A 16,245-nucleotide genomic window follows, 5' to 3' on the forward strand; every position below is an offset into this window, starting at 1 on the left:
AAAATAGCTCAGTGCCAGGTTAATAATAAATTAAAGCTCTTTTCCCGCAACAACGGAAAAGGGCTTTAGTTTTTTGGGGATTTATTTCATGTAGAGCCTGTAACTTCATCAAGAAATATTTTGACAAGCTTTACGCTATCCAATGCCATTGTGTTCTCATCTATCCATCGATTATCTTGTATTGAAACTTGCAGAGTCTTGCCTGGTCTTAGTATGCTACTGATGCTTGAAACCACTGCTTTATTTTTGCCTGCGGGTTTATTTAACTGCTTCAAATCATTCTTCGTTAATTGATTAGTATCAATACCAGCAACATAGTCAGTAGCAAGAAAGAATAGATTGGGATAGTTTAACTTTGCACATTCTAACAAAATATCTTCTAAAGTTCCTGAGTCACTGTTATTGGGCGCGATAAAAATCCCGCATCGAGGGGAACCTTTCGCCACTTCCCCCAGTATCAAAGGTAAAGACAAACCAAGTCGAGACAACTCAGGAATTAGTTTATCGAATCTTTGTTGAGGTGTTTCGATATCATCAGCATCTAGAAAAATACCAATCCCAAAAATTTCTGAAGATGGCACTATAGCAAGGCTTTCCTCGATCGTATTTGATAAGCCTGTGATTCCAGTAGCACTATGCAAAGCAACTGATAGCTCTGCATTTTGCAAAAAGATTGGAACGGGTACGCGCTTCATCAAGTCACCATTTATGGGGAATGTTTTAGGTACTAATGGTTCCCAAAATGAGTCGAGTTTAGATAAAAGAGTAACTCGTTTTAAACCGTAAAATTTGAGAAAGCAAATCAAGAATTCAATATCTTGAGGACCTTCTGCAACTATGTAACAGTACCTAACCATAATCACCTCACATCCAGTCCACGCTCTGAGCGCAACCTATGTAACAAATTACCAGAAAACCTCTGGGGTGCTTGTCCATTATGGTTTAGCCGAAAAGCTACAACATCTTCTGTAGCAATTTCAGGCTGTAGCATTGCATCAATAGCTTCAAGACTATGGGTGGTTACAAAAAGCTGTATTTCTCGGCGGCGACAGGTTTCAATCAGCCAAGAAAATACGCTACCAAGAGCTGAAACATGGATAGATGTCTCGATTTCATCAATTAGCAGTACACCATTAGCTGTTGTCAACAATGTAAGAGCAATAATTAATGTTCGCTTCAATCCATCGCCAAATACATATAGAGGAGTCAAACCCAGCTCTTTATGTTTTATGTAAATAGTTGGTGTAGCGGTTGGCGAAAGTATTTGAATATCAAGAATGTTATCATCAAACGATTGCATCAGTTCTAATAATTCATTTTTACCATCTTCTTGTTGCAAGATGATTCGTGAAAGGTGCTCTAAAATTGGCTCTGAAGAAGAATAGGAAGGAAAAATAGTTGCATTTTTAACGATTGGTTTATTGCGTCGGCGCTGGACAAATCGCTCGTTTTCCCAAAACTGAAATATTTCACTTTTTAGCTCAGAAGGAAATAAACTAAGTTGGCCTAAACTAATTTTTCCTGGAACTAAGTTGAGTACAATTTCTAATTCTAGGCCTGCTCTAACTGAGTCAATTTCAGAAGAAGAGACATCTTCTTCGGCAGAAGATATATCTTCTTCAAATCTGTTTTGATTGTTTTTTTCTACTCCACTCCCATAAATTTCTCCAAGCTTTGCTCTCAATTCATGTATGGGTGCATTCCCATTTACTTCTATCAGAATTTCAGCTTGATAAAATTCGTCGTTAGAATCAGTTATTTTTTGAGAAAAAATCCATTTCAACGCCTCGATGTTTGGTCGAAGTGTCATTAGTTGCGATCGGCCGAGATATAATCTGCGTTGTGAAACTTCAAGCCACTGAAATGGATCGAGTGGATTGCAGAGAATGGAAACAGCTTCAAGGATGCTAGTTTTTCCTGCATTGTTATCGCCGACAAAAATATTCACCTGTCCTAGTTGAGACAGATTTACTAATTTAAGGGCGCGATAGCCATTGATTTGTAAACGGTCAAATACCTGAGACATGGGAATTGGCTATAATAGCCTGGTTATTTTAACAGAATCATCACAGGCGATCGCCCTTATTGTAGCAGTCAAGAGTGGGCTTTACCGTTATTGAGAAAATGAAGGATTGCTGCATCCCCTAAACCCTTTGTAGCAATTGTACTAGCTCCCGCAGACAGCACGCTGCCGAAACCAGGTATGAACTTCAAAGCGATATCAGCGATGCCCACCATTCCAGCATTTGCACCAGCAGCTACTCCCCCAGTTACCACAAAATCTTTGACTGTTTGTTCCGAAAACTCCCGACCACTGAGCCAACCGATATACATCACCATAAAAGTTTGAATAGCCACAACCACTGTTATTGCTGCACCAGGTATCGGGTTTGCGGAGACAACGCCACTCAATCCAGAACAGGCTGCAACAACTGTATTAGCAGCAGTGAGTTGAAACTCTGCAAGGTGTGCCATTCGTGCGAAAGAGCTGCGTGTTTCTCTTGGCGTATATTTGATCATTGTTTCAACTAATTTAGTGATATTCCATCGGTAGTCCTCGTCAGGAAGTATCAAGCCATTTCTGCCATCTTCATACTCAGCATATGCAACGGTTGGAACAACTTCTTTTATATGAAAACGCAACTTCTCCCGCTGTTGTAAATAACCATAAAAAGATTTAACTTGTGCGTCAATATTGCGATTTTTTCTCTCGTCATTTGTGGACTAAGTAAGCTTTGGAGGAGCTACTTGATCACACTGGGTTAAAACTCCTATCATGGGCAAATCACGTTTATACTTGTTCTTAATTTCCGTGAGAATCAATGTACAAATATCAATATCTTTTTGACTACCAGCATGAACTTCTGTCGCCTTGCATATCAAAAGAACAACATCTGGACACTCTTTGTTTACAGCTTGCATGATGCTGTCAAATGGATCTTTTGCTGAATCGGCTTGCCTCGGAGCTTCTGCTTCCTGTAAACCGCGTGTGTCCAGAATATGTAGTAAATCAACGCCGTCATGATAATAATCTTTCCATTCAGCCTTGCCTGTCTCTGGCTTTGTATCACTCACTTTTGCAACTCTTAACCCGCATATTGCATTAATTAAGGATGATTTACCAGATCTAGATCGACCAATTACCATGATCCTTGGCGGTCGTAGTCCTTGCATAGCAGAGCGTAAAGTGTTCAGTTTCTCTTGAATGTCGCCTTTAAGTGGAACAATGCTGGGGAGATTATCAACGATTTTGAGGATTTCTGTTACTAAAGCTTCATTGCGGTTAATCGCCTTATTTGTCTCGTCAGAAGCAGGCATATTCAAACTCCCAGTTTAGATAGTAATTAGGTGTGAAGCCTTGATAGCAATAATCAAGCGGAAAATCTGATTTTTAGTTTATCAGGTTCGTTCTCAATCAATACTCCGGACAGTCTTTGAGACAGAGGCTGAAACCCTCATTCTACCGCTAGCACTTGACCTCACTGAGAAGGCTGAAACCCGCACTATGCCGCTAGTGACTGAAAACTGTCCGGACTATTGCTCAATTAGCAAGGCAAATATTGTATTTTCATTTATTATGACCATACCCGCTGAAGGTCATAGGCATCAAAAGCCACATCGCGACTAACCAAAACCAGGGAATGATTAATCGCCTGTGCTACCAGAATGCGATCGAAAGGATCTCGATGATGCAGCGGTAAGTTAAGATAGCACTCTGTATCCGAGAATGTGATGGGCAAAACCTCTATTTTTAGTTGTTGCAACACTTCCTCTAACTCAGAGAATGAGTTTTGCAAGCTAAGTTTTCCTAAACCAAGCTTAATGGAAATTTCCCATAAGCTGGCGATACTCACCCTGAGAGTGTTACTTGGATCTTCAATAATTTCTGCTGCTTTAGAACTTAAATTTTTACTGTCTTCCAAGTACCAGAGAAGAGTATGGGTATCCAGTAGAATATTCATGTTCACATATAATCCTTTAAATCTTCGAGAGGTTCATCAAAATCATCAGACATCCAGATTTTACCTTTCCAAATACCAAGTCCGCCTCGCTTGGCAGCTTTTTCCGTTTTAGGAGGCTCTTGGGCGTATCGGTTCACCAAAAATTCTATATAGTCAAGAACGGCCTGTTTGACAGATTCAGGTAATTTTTCGAGATTTTTTAAGATGGCGGTTTCTATCATCATTTTTTACTCTCCTTTAAATTCAAGATTAACTATATCAAAGCATTAGCATCTAATAGTAATCTATTCATGACCTGTATTCCTTCATATCCTCAAGCCGCTCATCAAAGTCATCAGGTAGCGGTAGAACAAACATTCCTTTCATTGTTCCGGCAACTCGACGCTTCTTTGTCGGCTTTTCTTGACTTAAGTTTTTAGCCTGCTTTTCAATCAAAAACTCAATGTAATGAAGCACTTCTGTCTGAAGAGACTCAGGGAGTTCTGCTAGTTTTTCTAAAATGACTGGCTGTATCATGGTTTCTATTCGCGATCGCCCCATCTACTCCATTAAAGCACCAAAACCCAATGTCAGCAACAGAATATCCCATTATCTAGCCCGATCGCCCCCGATCGCACTAACACCATCATCATTGTGCAACTTGCCTAAAATCGCCCGATCGACTATTGTTCCTAGTAGATATCATCTTGATATAACAACCAACAAAAACATGACAGCAATATTACCGCCTTGGATAGTTTTAGACTCCCTATTGCACAACTGGCTACTAGAAGATATCGGTAGGGGCGATCGCACAACATCGGCCTTATTTCCCGCAAACAGCATCCAGGGTACAGCTAAATGGATTGTCAAAGAAGCTGGAGTCATTGCCGGATTGCCAATTGCCGATCGCACATTTAAACTTTTAGACAGTAGCCTCAGTTTCATCCCCCAAGTACCGGAAGGGAAACTGTGCGAAAAAGGAGAAGTAATTGCCGAGATTTCCGGCAATTTCGATGCGCTGCTAACGGGAGAAAGGGTAGCATTAAACTTGGCAATGCGTTTGAGCGGCATCGCTACTTTAACTCAGAAATATGTTGACAAAATTGCCGATTTGCCCGTGCAATTAGTGGATACCCGCAAGACAACGCCGGGATTGAGATTGTTGGAAAAATACGCAACTCAAGTCGGCGGTGCTTGCAATCACCGGATGGGATTAGATGACGCGGTGATGATTAAAGACAATCACATTGCGGCGGCTGGGGGAATTGCAGAGGCGATCGCCCTAATTCGCAATTCTATCCCCTATCCGCTGACGATCGAAGTCGAAACGGAAACTCTCGCTGAGGTAGAGACAGCTTTGCAGCACAAAGCCGATATTATCATGTTAGATAATATGTCCTTTGATTTGATGCGGCAGGCTGTGGCAATAATTCGCCAAAAGAGCGATCGGGTAAAAATTGAAGCTTCCGGCAATGTTACTTTAGAAACAATTAGAAGTGTAGCCGAAACCGGAGTTGACTATATTTCTACCAGTGCTCCGATTACGCGATCTACTTGGCTAGATTTGAGCATGAAAATTAATAGTTAGTTGACTGTTGACTGTTGACTGTTGACTGTTGTTATATCAAATCCGGGTTAAATACTTTCTTTATCTCTTAGTTTCTTAGAGAGGTAATTCGTTGGTGCGATCGTGTTGGTAGCGGTTTCAACCCGTTAGTGATAAAGAAGTTAATGAACCCGGACTTCGTATCATTAGTCAGTAGTAACAAGGTTAATTTCCAATTCCCAATTCCCAATTCCCAATTACTTCGAGATAAAATGAACCCAAAAATTCCCGTCAGGCATACAGAGGCTGCGGATTAAGCGGTACGTATAGTGCAAGTAAGCACCGCTGACACTTGTATCGTAGCCACTTCGGAACCACTCACCATAGGGATCGTGAACGAAGAATCCCTCGCTGTCGTAGCCTGATGCAACTATAATGTGACCGAAAGAAGTGAAGTATCCATGAATGACAGCCGGATTTCCGCTGGCGAGCCAATCTTGAACGTCATCAATAGCTGCATTCTCGGTAAAGAAATCTTGAGCGCCGTAATCTCTAACAATCTTTGCTAAATCGTAGGGGTCCCAGCGACTGTAACCTTTGGCGATCGCATATTCGTAAAGTTCGTCTTCATATTGCCCGGTTTGTTGGCGCCGTGGCACCTTCAAAAACTCCATACACATCGCTAATGAAGTTACATTGCAAGAACCTGTAGGATTATTCAAGTTATCCATTTGCGAGTGATAAGGAATACCCAGCCTGACAGTTGGGGGATTCGGTTTGGGATAAAACAGAACGCTGTCTTGAGTAATTTGAGCGTGTGCTCCAAAAACATACCAAATTCCTGAACCTTTGAAAGACTCGTTGCGGAGAGCAACTCTGATGTGACCGCGAGCCGGAGCAAAAGCCAGGATCTCAAACTCTTTTCCGGCTGGTATTACTTGTTTTTCCGAGTCCTGAAGTTGAGAAGACGCCAGCGGTTTTGATTTAAAAATGGTGTCTCTGAGCGTTTTCAATATCAGGGGCTGTGTGGGAATCTCCTCTGGTTTGGTTTCGATCAGCTTTTTGGCTGTGACTGCTCCCAAAAAACCCGCTTCGCCGCACTTCATCAGAGTTTGAAATCGATGAAGGGTGGCGGTAGAGAGAGGGCCAAAAATTCCGTCTACAGGAGGTTTGAGTAAACCCAGGTCAATGAGGCGGCTTTGAATTTGGCCACTGAGTTCGTCGTCTGCCGCAATTGCTTTGGCATCGTACCTAATTTTTGAGTTGAGAAAGTTTTGTAATTTCATGCTTCCGTGCCCCTGTCAATCGATTTTAGATTTTAGATGTTAGATTTTAGATTTTAGAATTACGATCGCCGATCAATCAGGTTTCCCTAGACTAAATTGCTTGCTCCTCAATAATTCCCAGTTTATCGTCTCATAAAATTACGGTAATTTTGCCGATCAATCGATTTTAGATGTTAGATGTTAGATGTTAGATTTTAGAATTACGATCGGCGATCAATCAGGTTTCCCTAGACTAAATAGCTAGCTCATCAATAATTCCCAGTTATCATCTCATAAAATTACAGTAATTTTGCCGCTCAATCTATTTTAGATTTTAGATTTTAGATTTTAGAATTACGATCGCCGATAAACCCGGTTTCCCTAGACTAAATTGCTTGCTGGTCAATAATTCCCAGTTTATCGTCTCATAAAATTACGGTAATTTGGCCCATCGCCCGTACCTTAAAGGCTTCATACTAATTATTGGATACAAAACCTTCAAGGCGAGAGCCGATCGAATTTCACGCACTATTGACTAAAAATCCCTCGTGCGCGTTGACATTGTTTCTGCCGAATCCCAAATGCTGTTGGATGCCTCAAAAGCAGAAGGATGGCAGAATTCCCCTGTTGAGGCGAAGTCAGATTTATGCTTCGTCGGGGCGAATTACCACAACACCCATCGCGTCGGGAGACAGATATTTGACGGCGGCTTCTCGGAGATCCTCGGCAGTCTGAGCTTGGATGCAGGCGGCATAGTTGAGGGCCGGAGCGATATCTCCTACCATCGACTGATAGTAACCGTACAAACTTGCTCGATCGCTCGGAGTTTCGTTACCAAAGATAAACCGATTTGCTACTTGAGTGCGGATGCGGGAAATTTCGGCATCTGTCACCAGTTCGGTTTGGAGAGTGCGGATGTGTTGGACGATGGCTGCTTCCACTGCTGCCAAGTTTTCTGTTGCTAGTTGAGCAGAAATTGAGAATACACCGCCAAGTCGCTGAGTCATGTTGCTGACCGAAATTGACGAAACTAGCCCTTTTTCTTCGCGCAAATCCTGAACCAAGCGAGTTGTGCGGCCGTGGCCCAATATTGTCGCCAAAACGTCGAGGGCATAAGTTTCGGACATTTCCATGAAACCTGGCACGCGCCACATCACGATCAGTCGGGCTTGCTGAAGGGCAGAGTCTACAAATTCGCGGCGGACTGTTTCTGTAAATGGCGATTCTTGGCCGTAGTTCAGGATTTGGGATTCTGGGTGGAAGTTGCCGACTGCAGGCACATTTATTTTGTTGTTTTGTGGTGTACTTTTTGCTGCAAAACTGTCTGCGACAATTTCTATTAGTTGATCGACTGGCAAATTGCCCACAGCTACGGCTGTCATGGCCCCTGGGTGATATCTGCTGCTGTGGAAATCCCGCATTTGTTGGGCTGTCAACTGTTCGATTACCGCAGTCGGGCCGAGTACCGGTCGCTTGTAGGGCAGGACTTCAAATGCTAATTCCATCGATCGCTGATAGGTGCGGCGGCGGGGATTGTCTTCCGATCGTCTAATTTCTTCTAACACTACCAGCCTTTCGCGATCGAAGGCGTCGTCGGGAATGCTGGCGTTGAGCAACACATCGACTTGCAGAGGAGCTAGTTCGGCAAAATCTTTAGGAGCTGTGGTGATGTAATAGTTAGTGTAATCTTGGCTGGTGGCAGCATTGGTGACAGCGCCGCGTTGCTCGATCGCGCGCTCAAATTCGCCACTGGGAATGCTCGGAGTTCCCTTAAAAATCATGTGTTCTAAAAAGTGAGCCATGCCGTTAATGTCGTCTGGTTCGACGGCTGAGCCTAAATTGAGCCACACGCTGAGGTTAACAGCATCGACCGGCAAGTGTTCGGCTATAACGGTGAGGCCGTTGGGGAAATGCCGGATTGTTGGGGCGTTGAGGGGCGATCGAGCTGAGGTTTTGAGTAGGGTTGATGTCATTGTGCTTTTAAATTTATCTTGTTCTCTATATCTTAAAGGGTCTTTAAGGAAGAGCTCAGGCATTGGGCATTTGGGGCGACAAATGCAATGGGATATTGACGGTAATCCACGCACCGAGTTTTTGGTCTCCCTGGAGCAAATCCTGTTAACGTATTTCTGCGATCGCGATCGTTAATTTATCCTAATAGTTGCCCAAGTCCTCAGTTTTTTTGGTGACAGCAAAAGATGGAAAATCGAAGATTAAATAAAAACTTAGTATTTCGACAAGCAGCTTTTCAACGATTTTGGCGATCGACTTCGGGGAAAATCGGCTTAATTTTGACTGTAGCGCTGATGATCTCGGCACTGTTGGCCCCCCTACTTTCTCCTTACGATCCGGCGGTCGATCGAGATTATTTGTCGCGCTTGGTGGCTCCTAGCGCTAAACATTGGTTTGGTACCGACGGTTTGGGGCGAGATTTGTTGGTGCGGGTGTGGCACGGATTGGGGATATCTTTACTTGTTAGCCTGGTTTCTGTGGGTGCGGGTTTAATTGTGGGAGCGCTTTTGGGGCTGGTGGCGGGGTATTTTCGGGGGTTGCTGGAAATTGCGATCGGCACTTTGGCGGATATTTTGCTAGCTTTTCCTTCGATTTTACTGGCGATCGGCGTTGTTACCGTCACCGGGCCGAGCCTGCAAAGTGTAATTATCGCCGTCAGCCTCGTGCAAATTCCGATTTACATCCGCTTAACTCGCAGTATGGTGCTGTCTCTGCGGGAACAAGAATTTGTTTTGGCTGTCAAGGCCTTGGGCGCTAGCGACTTGCGGATTATTTTTCGCCACATTTTGCCGGGAAGTCTCGCGCCTCTAGTTGTACAAGCAACTCTTTCGACTGGTACGGCGACACTAGAAGCTGCTGGTTTGGGTTTTTTGGGTTTGGGCGCACAGCCGCCCGCCCCTGAGTTGGGGACGATGCTTTCTGATGCTTTTAAGGGCGGATACGCTCTTTCTTCTCCTTGGACGATCGTGTTTCCAGGTTTGCTGATTACCTTGACTGTTCTGGGCTTCAACCTTTTAGGCGACGGGCTGCGAGACGTTTTAGACCCCAGATCCAATGCTGCGGCAAGGAAATAGCAAAATTCAGGACTTACGCAGCAAGCACAGTATTTGAGCAATACTGTGCCTCCTCTAAAAATTGTTCATGTATGCTCAACCTTTGGGCGGGAGTTGAAGCCATTTCAAAGTCGTAGCCTGGGCTGCCGACTGAGGTGATACCCGCTATGACTGCCTGCATTAAGATTGGCCAGGATAGGTGGCAGTCGTGTCCGATCGCGATCGTTAATTCTGCCGCTGATTTATTGACTTTTTGCACCAGCAAACTCACAAAGGCTTGCCCCAAAATTGTCGCCATTTCCGGGGTGGGGTTAACCTGTTCGTCTGGAACGCCTTCAATGGCCATACCGCGAATGTTTGAACCATTTTGCAACTTTTTTAAGTTCTACTTTTGCACTATAATCAATAGTGATTTTTCAGCTAACTATCAGTTTACGACAAATTTTAACTAGGAATTGTTAGATTTGCTATTATCAGCAAATAGGCAAGCTTTAACAGCGAGTGACAAAAGTTATTTAAAGCGTTCATCCAACATGAATTATATCCAATCCGGTTAGATATCAATGATATACAAGTGCGATCCTCCCGCTCGCTATCAAAAGCAAGTCTGGAGAGTGAGAGAGTGGGAGGATTTCTCTTCTTTCCTCTTCCCTTTTCCTTCAATCTTGTGAGATTATTTCCAGGAACAAATCCGCACTCTGACATCGTACCACTGCTATTCAAAACGCACAGAAATTCGATGCTCGGTAAAACTCCACAGTTCATTTTTCAAACATTAGTCTAGTTCTTTTGCCCACTTTCGTGTTAATAAAGCCTTGATTTGTTACCTGCCACTGAAAAATTAGGCAGGGTTACGCCACGGTGAATCTTCGGTGTAAGCTAAAGCTACTCGTTTTGGCTCGGGGGTATTCCAGGCATCTTCTGCGGCTTGAACTTTAGTTTTAGCAGTTTTCAGGGTGAAAGGCGGTAAAGGTGGTTTAGTTTCCATCGGGTTGAATAATTTTGCTTCTTTTAAATAAGTAATTAAACTTAGCACGATCGCGAACACGGCACAAAACCACTATAACCAGCAACTGGCTGGGATTTACAGTTGGATGTCAGGAGATCCAGCAGCGAGCGAAATCACGCTCTTTTTTGTCAATTTGCGATCGACTCACTACCGCGAGGATTAGCCGTTGATTTAAGTGCAAGTTCAGGATTTCAATCGATTCCTTTAGTGGAATTAGGCTTTTCGGCGGTAATAGGTTGTGCGATCGGCTATCTGAAATAGGTTTACAGGTACTTCAGAACGAGATGATTAATGGAATGGTTTGTATCATTGCCAAGAAATTATATTAAAGACTTTATATTAAAGACAACCGAGAGTCGCTGTAGTGACTGTTCCGACAGTTACAGACCCATCCAAGGCTTAGAAACTGACATCTCACAAAACCTGAAATGAAACTCCTCCGATGGCTGACATTGTGCTTCCTCTCCTTGACGCTCACCCTCTGGCTAGGCAGTTGCTCCTGGGCACCCCAAATCCAGGCGGTGACGCTCAATTTGGCTGTGTCAGGCATGGTTCGCACTGCCATGGAGGAAATCGATCAACTCTATCAGCAGGAACACCCCCATATCTGGTTGAATCCGACATTTGCCGGAACTGCCTTAATCCGGGCAGCCGTTGAGCAGGGAGAATCTTTTGATGGGGTTTGGTTCGCCGATATTGCACCGCTGGATGCGTTGCAAGCCCAAGGGCTAATTCTGCCCGAAAGCCGTCGGGAGTTAGTGACCACCGACATGGTGGTGATTGCTGCGGCTGATTCTGCAGTGCAACTGACTGATTTGCACGAGTTAGCCAGCGATCGCCTCAAAACGGTGGCAATTGGCAGCAAAGACCAGTCGGCTGGCAAATATAGCCACGCCATTCTGAGTCGGTTAGGCATCCTTCAGGCAGTGGAGTCCAAGGCAGTCTGGGCAAAGGTGGATGTGCGGGAAGTCTTGCGAGCCGTCGAGCAGAGAGAGGCAGAGGTGGGCATTACCTTTCTGCCAGAAGCCAAAGCGTCTGCCAAGGTCAAGGTGTTAGCCACCGTATCGCCCGACCTCTATGAGCCAATTCGCTCCGGTGCCGCTGTGGTTAAAACCTCTCCCCATCTCCCGGAAATGCAGGCGTATCTGGACTTTTTAAGCACCGATCGGGCAATGGCAGTCTTTAAAAAATTTGGACTCCGCCCTCTGCGGTCTTAGATCGACGAAACTAAGCACGAGACAGACATGATGAAACAACCCTCTAACTTTCTCAAAACCGTTGCCGGGAGCCTGGGAGCAGCCACTTTCCTGGCATTAGCAGTGAGTGGAATCGCATTTTGGAGCGCTAACCGTACCTTAGAAACTAACCGCCAGATCGCCCAACATCTAAAAGCGCTCAATAGTTTGGAAGCGTTGACCAGTGCATTTCAGGATGCTGAAAAGAGCCAGCGGCAATACCTGCTGGCGCAAAACAAAAATGACTTGAGGAAATTTGGGCTTCGGACGATCGATGTCGATCAAGAATTGCGACAATTGCAAAGCTTGCTAGAGAACGATCCCCGGCAACAGGCAGCTACCAAGCGCCTGGAAGAATTTATCCTGCGTCGCCTGGGGGAACTCCGGCAGGGCGTGGAACTCCGGGACACCAAAGGGCTGGCGGCGGCGATTGATCGCACCCCCCCACGACTGCTCGACGAGATGACGTTGCTGACCCAGCAGATCGAAGCGAGCGAAACCTTAGCGTGGCGACAGAAACAGCAAGTTGCCACCCACACAACCCTTCTGGCAATGATGGCATTTCTGGTGGGCATCGTCCTCAACCTAGGAATTATTTTGTGGACTTACCGCCTGATTTGCAGTGAAATCCTGAAGCGCAATCAAGCCGAAACCGACCTTCAGCAAAGTAACCAGACGTTTCAAAACCAGACTAGCCTGTTGCAACTAATCCTCAACAGCATGAGCGATGCCGTGCTCGTTGTCGATGAAAACAGTCGATTCCTGGTGTTTAACCCCGCTGCCGAGCAGATGTTTGGCAAAATAACCGACGGCCAGCCGGAAGAATGGTCAGAGCAGTGTGGACTGTTTCTACCCGATGGGGTAACTCAGCTCCCAACAGAGCAACTTCCCTTAGTGCGGAGTTTACGGGGTGAGCAGGTAGACAATATGGAAATTTTTAGCCGTCATCCCTATGCCCCAAAGGGTTTCTGGATGACAGCTAGTAGCAGACCGCTCAAAGATGCCGATGGTGCATTGAGAGGGGGAGTTGTTGTGGCCCGCGATATTAGCGATCGTAAGTTCGTAGAACTAGAGATATTGCGGGCAAAAGAAGCTGCCGAAGTTGCCAACCGCACCAAGAGCGAGTTTCTTGCCAACATGAACCACGAACTCCGCACCCCCCTCAACGGCATCCTCGGCTATACCCAAATCCTCCAGCGCGACCCCGCCACCACCGCCAAACAGATGAAAGGATTGGGGGTGATTTATCAATGCGGTTCCCATTTACTCACCCTGATCAACGACATTCTGGATCTGTCCAAGCTGGAAGTGCAAAAGATGGAACTCTATCCCCAGGATTTCCATCTGGCTAACTTCCTCTCTTCTACTGTGGATATTTGCCGCGTCAAGGCAGTGCAAAAAGGCGTGGAGTTTCATTACCAGCCCGCCAGCAACCTGCCCACTGCTGTTCATGCTGACGACAAACGCCTGCGGCAAGTGTTGCTCAACCTGCTCAGCAATGCTGTCAAATTTACTGATTTTGGCACAGTCACGTTTCGCGTAGAAGTGGTGGAGTCAGAACACTCAAATTCAGAACTCAAAACTCAAAACTCAAAAATTTCAAGAATTCGCTTCCTAATTAAAGACACTGGCATTGGCATTGCCCCAGACAAACTATCCACGATTTTCTTACCCTTTGAGCAGGCAGGGAAACGCGATCGCAACATCGAAGGTACTGGACTAGGACTTGCCATCGGTCAACAAATCATCCAGAAGATGGACAGCGAAATTCACGTCGAGAGTGTAATGGGCCAGGGCAGCAGTTTCTGGTTTGAGATCGACTTGCTTCCAGCATCGGATTGGACAACACAAAATGCACTCGCCAACCACAAGGTTATTGGTTATCAGGGCGAACGACGCAAAATTCTGGTCATTGACGATCGCCAAGAAAACCGTCTGGTGGCAGTCAATATGTTGGAACCGCTGGGCTTCAAGCTGACAGAAGCTGATAATGGGCAGGCAGGTTTGGATACCACTATCCAGACGCGACCCGACTTGATTATTACCGATGTACATATGGCGATTATGGATGGCTTAGAAATGACGCGTCGCCTGCGACAATTGCCAGACTTTGCCCAAACTCCGATCATTGCCTCCCCTGCTACCCTGTCTCAGGTGGATATACAGGAAAGTCTCGATGCAGGGTGCAATAGCTTCTTCCCCAAACCGATCGAGTTTACTGGGTTGCTTGCCGAATTGCAGCGACATTTAGAATTGCAGTGGATTTACGAAACCGAAACAGAGGCAACTCAACCGGCTCTCAGCAACGCCGATGAGGTTAGCATCATAATACCGCCTGCAGCAGAACTGGCAACCCTTTATGCTGCGGCTCAGGGTGGTTTTATGACCGATATCCAGCAGGAAGCCCATCGCTTAAAGAAATTAGCGCCGGAATATATTGCCTTTGCGAACCGAGTTCTAGAACTGAGTCAACAGTTTGATGAGGAAGCCATTCTGCGTCTAATCGAGCCACGGGTTTAGCCACTTTATCGATCTACCATTGGCTATTCATCCCTTCAATATATTTAGGAGTTTGCTGATGTCAGTCTATTCTATATCTCAAGAAAACACGATCTTAGTCGTAGATGATACCCCAACCAATCTGCAAGTATTGTTTGATGTGTTGAGCGAACAGGGCTACCGGGTGGCGATCGCCAAAAATGGTGAAACTGCCCTGCAACGAGTGCAATCGTCTGAGCCAAATTTGATTTTGCTGGATGTGATGATGCCAGGGATCGATGGCTTTGAGACCTGTCAGCGGCTCAAAGCTAATCCGGCGACTCGCGATATTCCAGTTATTTTCATGACCGCCCTCTCCGACTCGGTGGATCAGGTCAAAGGGCTGAGCCTGGGTGCTGTAGACTACATCACCAAGCCGATTCAGCATGAAGAAGTCTTGGCACGGATTCGGGTGCATCTCCAACTGCGGAATGCCACCCGGATCATGGAACAGCGCACCAACGAACTCAACCATGCCTTAGAAAGTTTCAAGCAAGCCCAAGTGCATCTAGTGCAAGGTGAAAAAATGTCTGCCCTAGCCCAATTGGTGGCGGGAGTGGCACACGAAATCAACAACCCGGTGAATTTCATTCAAGGCAACCTGAACTATGTCAAACAATACACTCAGGATCTGCTGGACTTGGTGCAACTCTACCAGAAGCACTATCCCAATCCGGTAGCAGAAATCCGAGAGCGGGCAGAATACCTGGATCTGGAATTTTTGCAAGAGGATTTGTGGAAGACGCTGGGTTCGATGAAAATGGGGAGCGATCGGATTCGCCAACTGGTGCTCTCCCTGTGCAACTTCTCGCGCCTTGATGAAGCGGACTGCAAATCTGTTGATATCCATGCAGGTATCGACAGCACTCTGTTGATTTTGCAACACCGTCTGAAAGCCAGACCAGATTTTCCAGCTATCCAAGTCATCAAAAACTACGGGCAATTACCGGAGGTCGAATGCCACCCCAGTCAACTCAACCAGGTATTCATGAATATCCTCAGTAATGCGATCGATGCCTTGCAGACATCAGGTGTCAGGGATAACCAACAACCTACCATTACCATCACCACCTCGATCGGTAGTGCTAATTCGATCGCGATTAGCATTGCCGATAATGGAGTCGGTATCCCGGAACTCATTCGCTCTAAACTATTCGATCCGTTCTTCACCACCAAACCCGTCGGCAAAGGCAGTGGTTTGGGACTGTCGATCAGTCATCAAATCGTCACTGAAAAACACGGCGGCAAGATTGAGTGTCATTCCACTCTGGAGAAGGGCACTGAGTTTGTAGTAAAGATTCCGCTGCGGCAGGTCATGGCACAGGTTGCTTAAAAGAAGGGTTACGCTTCCGGCAACAATTATCTATCAATTTGAAGACTCTTTATCTTAGAGAATACTAATTAGGGTTTTATGGTAACAGGACTTACTCATAAACTAATCCTGTAGGGTGTGCATTACACGCATTAACCCCTACCAGTAACTCATTAAACTATTTTTTACAGAGGTTCTCAGGTTCTCAATGTATTAGCTGGCGCTACGGTGAAGCTAGTTAAATTAATATCCTTATCCCTATTTCATCTACTGAGAAATCATCCTTGCTATCATTCACTAATTTAGCCAGAACTGTTCCTGTAAATAGTTT

General features: G+C 45.4%; 17 protein-coding genes. 6 read left to right on the plus strand and 11 right to left on the minus strand.

Annotation, left to right across the window (positions count from 1 at the left end):
* Positions 1 to 86 precede the first annotated feature (86 nt).
* The 7 genes from QUB44_RS13175 to vapB (QUB44_RS13205) all read right to left on the minus strand — a co-directional run bounded on the left by QUB44_RS13175 (position 87) and on the right by vapB (QUB44_RS13205) (position 4,478).
* On the minus strand, positions 87 to 857 hold the full coding sequence (locus QUB44_RS13175; RefSeq protein ID WP_333367830.1) for a DUF3226 domain-containing protein: 771 nt from the start codon (positions 855 to 857) through the stop codon (positions 87 to 89).
* Positions 858 to 859: 2 nt separating this feature from the next.
* Positions 860 to 2,026 carry an AAA family ATPase gene (locus QUB44_RS13180; protein ID WP_333367833.1) on the minus strand — a complete coding sequence of 389 codons (1,167 nt, stop codon included), beginning with the start codon at positions 2,024 to 2,026 and terminating at the stop codon, positions 860 to 862.
* 68 nt (positions 2,027 to 2,094) lie between these two features.
* A complete protein-coding gene (locus QUB44_RS13185) occupies positions 2,095 to 2,643 on the minus strand; it encodes a hypothetical protein (RefSeq protein ID WP_333367836.1) in 549 nt (182 codons plus the stop codon).
* Positions 2,644 to 2,724: 81 nt separating this feature from the next.
* The gene (locus QUB44_RS13190; protein ID WP_333367839.1) at positions 2,725 to 3,318 is read right to left on the minus strand and encodes a GTPase domain-containing protein; all 594 of its coding nucleotides are present in this window, start codon (positions 3,316 to 3,318) and stop codon (positions 2,725 to 2,727) included.
* A 257-nt stretch (positions 3,319 to 3,575) separates the two neighbouring features.
* Entirely contained in the window at positions 3,576 to 3,962 is a 387-nt protein-coding gene (locus QUB44_RS13195) for a type II toxin-antitoxin system VapC family toxin (RefSeq protein WP_333367842.1), read from the minus strand.
* Between the two features lie 2 nt (positions 3,963 to 3,964).
* A complete protein-coding gene (gene vapB, locus QUB44_RS13200) occupies positions 3,965 to 4,186 on the minus strand; it encodes a type II toxin-antitoxin system VapB family antitoxin (protein ID WP_333367845.1) in 222 nt (73 codons plus the stop codon).
* A 64-nt stretch (positions 4,187 to 4,250) separates the two neighbouring features.
* On the minus strand, positions 4,251 to 4,478 hold the full coding sequence (gene vapB / locus QUB44_RS13205; RefSeq protein WP_333367848.1) for a type II toxin-antitoxin system VapB family antitoxin: 228 nt from the start codon (positions 4,476 to 4,478) through the stop codon (positions 4,251 to 4,253).
* Between the two features lie 193 nt (positions 4,479 to 4,671).
* On the opposite strand from vapB (QUB44_RS13205), the gene nadC reads away from it, so the two are divergent.
* On the plus strand, positions 4,672 to 5,532 hold the full coding sequence (gene nadC, locus QUB44_RS13210; RefSeq protein WP_006634903.1) for a carboxylating nicotinate-nucleotide diphosphorylase: 861 nt from the start codon (positions 4,672 to 4,674) through the stop codon (positions 5,530 to 5,532).
* A 215-nt stretch (positions 5,533 to 5,747) separates the two neighbouring features.
* On the opposite strand, the gene QUB44_RS13215 is transcribed toward nadC, so the two are convergent.
* Together QUB44_RS13215 and QUB44_RS13220 are read right to left on the minus strand one after the other, a co-directional pair.
* Positions 5,748 to 6,776, minus strand: a complete 1,029-nt coding sequence (locus QUB44_RS13215; protein ID WP_333367851.1) for a C39 family peptidase — start codon at positions 6,774 to 6,776, stop codon at positions 5,748 to 5,750.
* A gap of 623 nt (positions 6,777 to 7,399) precedes the next feature.
* The gene (locus QUB44_RS13220) at positions 7,400 to 8,728 is read right to left on the minus strand and encodes a pitrilysin family protein (protein ID WP_333367854.1); all 1,329 of its coding nucleotides are present in this window, start codon (positions 8,726 to 8,728) and stop codon (positions 7,400 to 7,402) included.
* Between the two features lie 225 nt (positions 8,729 to 8,953).
* Here QUB44_RS13220 and QUB44_RS13225 point away from each other — a divergent pair, with 225 nt between their 5' ends.
* Positions 8,954 to 9,841, plus strand: coding sequence for an ABC transporter permease (locus tag QUB44_RS13225; protein ID WP_333367858.1), 888 nt, complete (start codon positions 8,954 to 8,956; stop codon positions 9,839 to 9,841).
* Between the two features lie 13 nt (positions 9,842 to 9,854).
* On the opposite strand, the gene QUB44_RS13230 is transcribed toward QUB44_RS13225, so the two are convergent.
* Both QUB44_RS13230 and QUB44_RS13235 read right to left on the minus strand, forming a co-directional pair.
* Entirely contained in the window at positions 9,855 to 10,193 is a 339-nt protein-coding gene (locus tag QUB44_RS13230) for a hypothetical protein (protein ID WP_333367861.1), read from the minus strand.
* A gap of 468 nt (positions 10,194 to 10,661) precedes the next feature.
* Entirely contained in the window at positions 10,662 to 10,808 is a 147-nt protein-coding gene (locus tag QUB44_RS13235) for a DUF1348 family protein (protein ID WP_333367864.1), read from the minus strand.
* 102 nt (positions 10,809 to 10,910) lie between these two features.
* On the opposite strand from QUB44_RS13235, the gene QUB44_RS13240 reads away from it, so the two are divergent.
* The 4 genes from QUB44_RS13240 to QUB44_RS13255 all read left to right on the plus strand — a co-directional run bounded on the left by QUB44_RS13240 (position 10,911) and on the right by QUB44_RS13255 (position 15,935).
* Entirely contained in the window at positions 10,911 to 11,090 is a 180-nt protein-coding gene (locus QUB44_RS13240) for a hypothetical protein (protein ID WP_333367868.1), read from the plus strand.
* A 167-nt stretch (positions 11,091 to 11,257) separates the two neighbouring features.
* Positions 11,258 to 12,046, plus strand: coding sequence for a molybdate ABC transporter substrate-binding protein (modA, locus tag QUB44_RS13245; RefSeq protein WP_333367871.1), 789 nt, complete (start codon positions 11,258 to 11,260; stop codon positions 12,044 to 12,046).
* Between the two features lie 27 nt (positions 12,047 to 12,073).
* Entirely contained in the window at positions 12,074 to 14,584 is a 2,511-nt protein-coding gene (locus QUB44_RS13250; protein ID WP_333367874.1) for an ATP-binding protein, read from the plus strand.
* A gap of 58 nt (positions 14,585 to 14,642) precedes the next feature.
* The gene (locus QUB44_RS13255) at positions 14,643 to 15,935 is read left to right on the plus strand and encodes a response regulator (protein ID WP_333367877.1); all 1,293 of its coding nucleotides are present in this window, start codon (positions 14,643 to 14,645) and stop codon (positions 15,933 to 15,935) included.
* The last annotated feature ends 310 nt before the right edge of the window (positions 15,936 to 16,245 follow it).

Origin of the sequence: Microcoleus sp. AT3-D2, from assembly GCF_036705715.1 — a bacterium.
In the GTDB taxonomy this organism is placed as follows: Bacteria; Cyanobacteriota; Cyanobacteriia; order Cyanobacteriales; family Microcoleaceae; genus Microcoleus.

Coding starts and splice junctions, on each gene's coding strand:
- vapB (WP_333367845.1), bottom strand. CDS start 4,186: ATGATGATAGAAACCGCCATCTTAAAAAATCTCGAAAAATTACCTGAA.
- QUB44_RS13175 (WP_333367830.1), bottom strand. CDS start 857: ATGGTTAGGTACTGTTACATAGTTGCAGAAGGTCCTCAAGATATTGAA.
- QUB44_RS13255 (WP_333367877.1), top strand. CDS start 14,643: ATGTCAGTCTATTCTATATCTCAAGAAAACACGATCTTAGTCGTAGAT.
- QUB44_RS13225 (WP_333367858.1), top strand. CDS start 8,954: ATGGAAAATCGAAGATTAAATAAAAACTTAGTATTTCGACAAGCAGCT.
- QUB44_RS13220 (WP_333367854.1), bottom strand. CDS start 8,728: ATGACATCAACCCTACTCAAAACCTCAGCTCGATCGCCCCTCAACGCC.
- QUB44_RS13195 (WP_333367842.1), bottom strand. CDS start 3,962: ATGAATATTCTACTGGATACCCATACTCTTCTCTGGTACTTGGAAGAC.
- vapB (WP_333367848.1), bottom strand. CDS start 4,478: ATGATACAGCCAGTCATTTTAGAAAAACTAGCAGAACTCCCTGAGTCT.
- QUB44_RS13250 (WP_333367874.1), top strand. CDS start 12,074: ATGATGAAACAACCCTCTAACTTTCTCAAAACCGTTGCCGGGAGCCTG.
- QUB44_RS13190 (WP_333367839.1), bottom strand. CDS start 3,318: ATGCCTGCTTCTGACGAGACAAATAAGGCGATTAACCGCAATGAAGCT.
- QUB44_RS13180 (WP_333367833.1), bottom strand. CDS start 2,026: ATGTCTCAGGTATTTGACCGTTTACAAATCAATGGCTATCGCGCCCTT.
- QUB44_RS13235 (WP_333367864.1), bottom strand. CDS start 10,808: ATGGAAACTAAACCACCTTTACCGCCTTTCACCCTGAAAACTGCTAAA.
- nadC (WP_006634903.1), top strand. CDS start 4,672: ATGACAGCAATATTACCGCCTTGGATAGTTTTAGACTCCCTATTGCAC.
- QUB44_RS13215 (WP_333367851.1), bottom strand. CDS start 6,776: ATGAAATTACAAAACTTTCTCAACTCAAAAATTAGGTACGATGCCAAA.
- modA (WP_333367871.1), top strand. CDS start 11,258: ATGAAACTCCTCCGATGGCTGACATTGTGCTTCCTCTCCTTGACGCTC.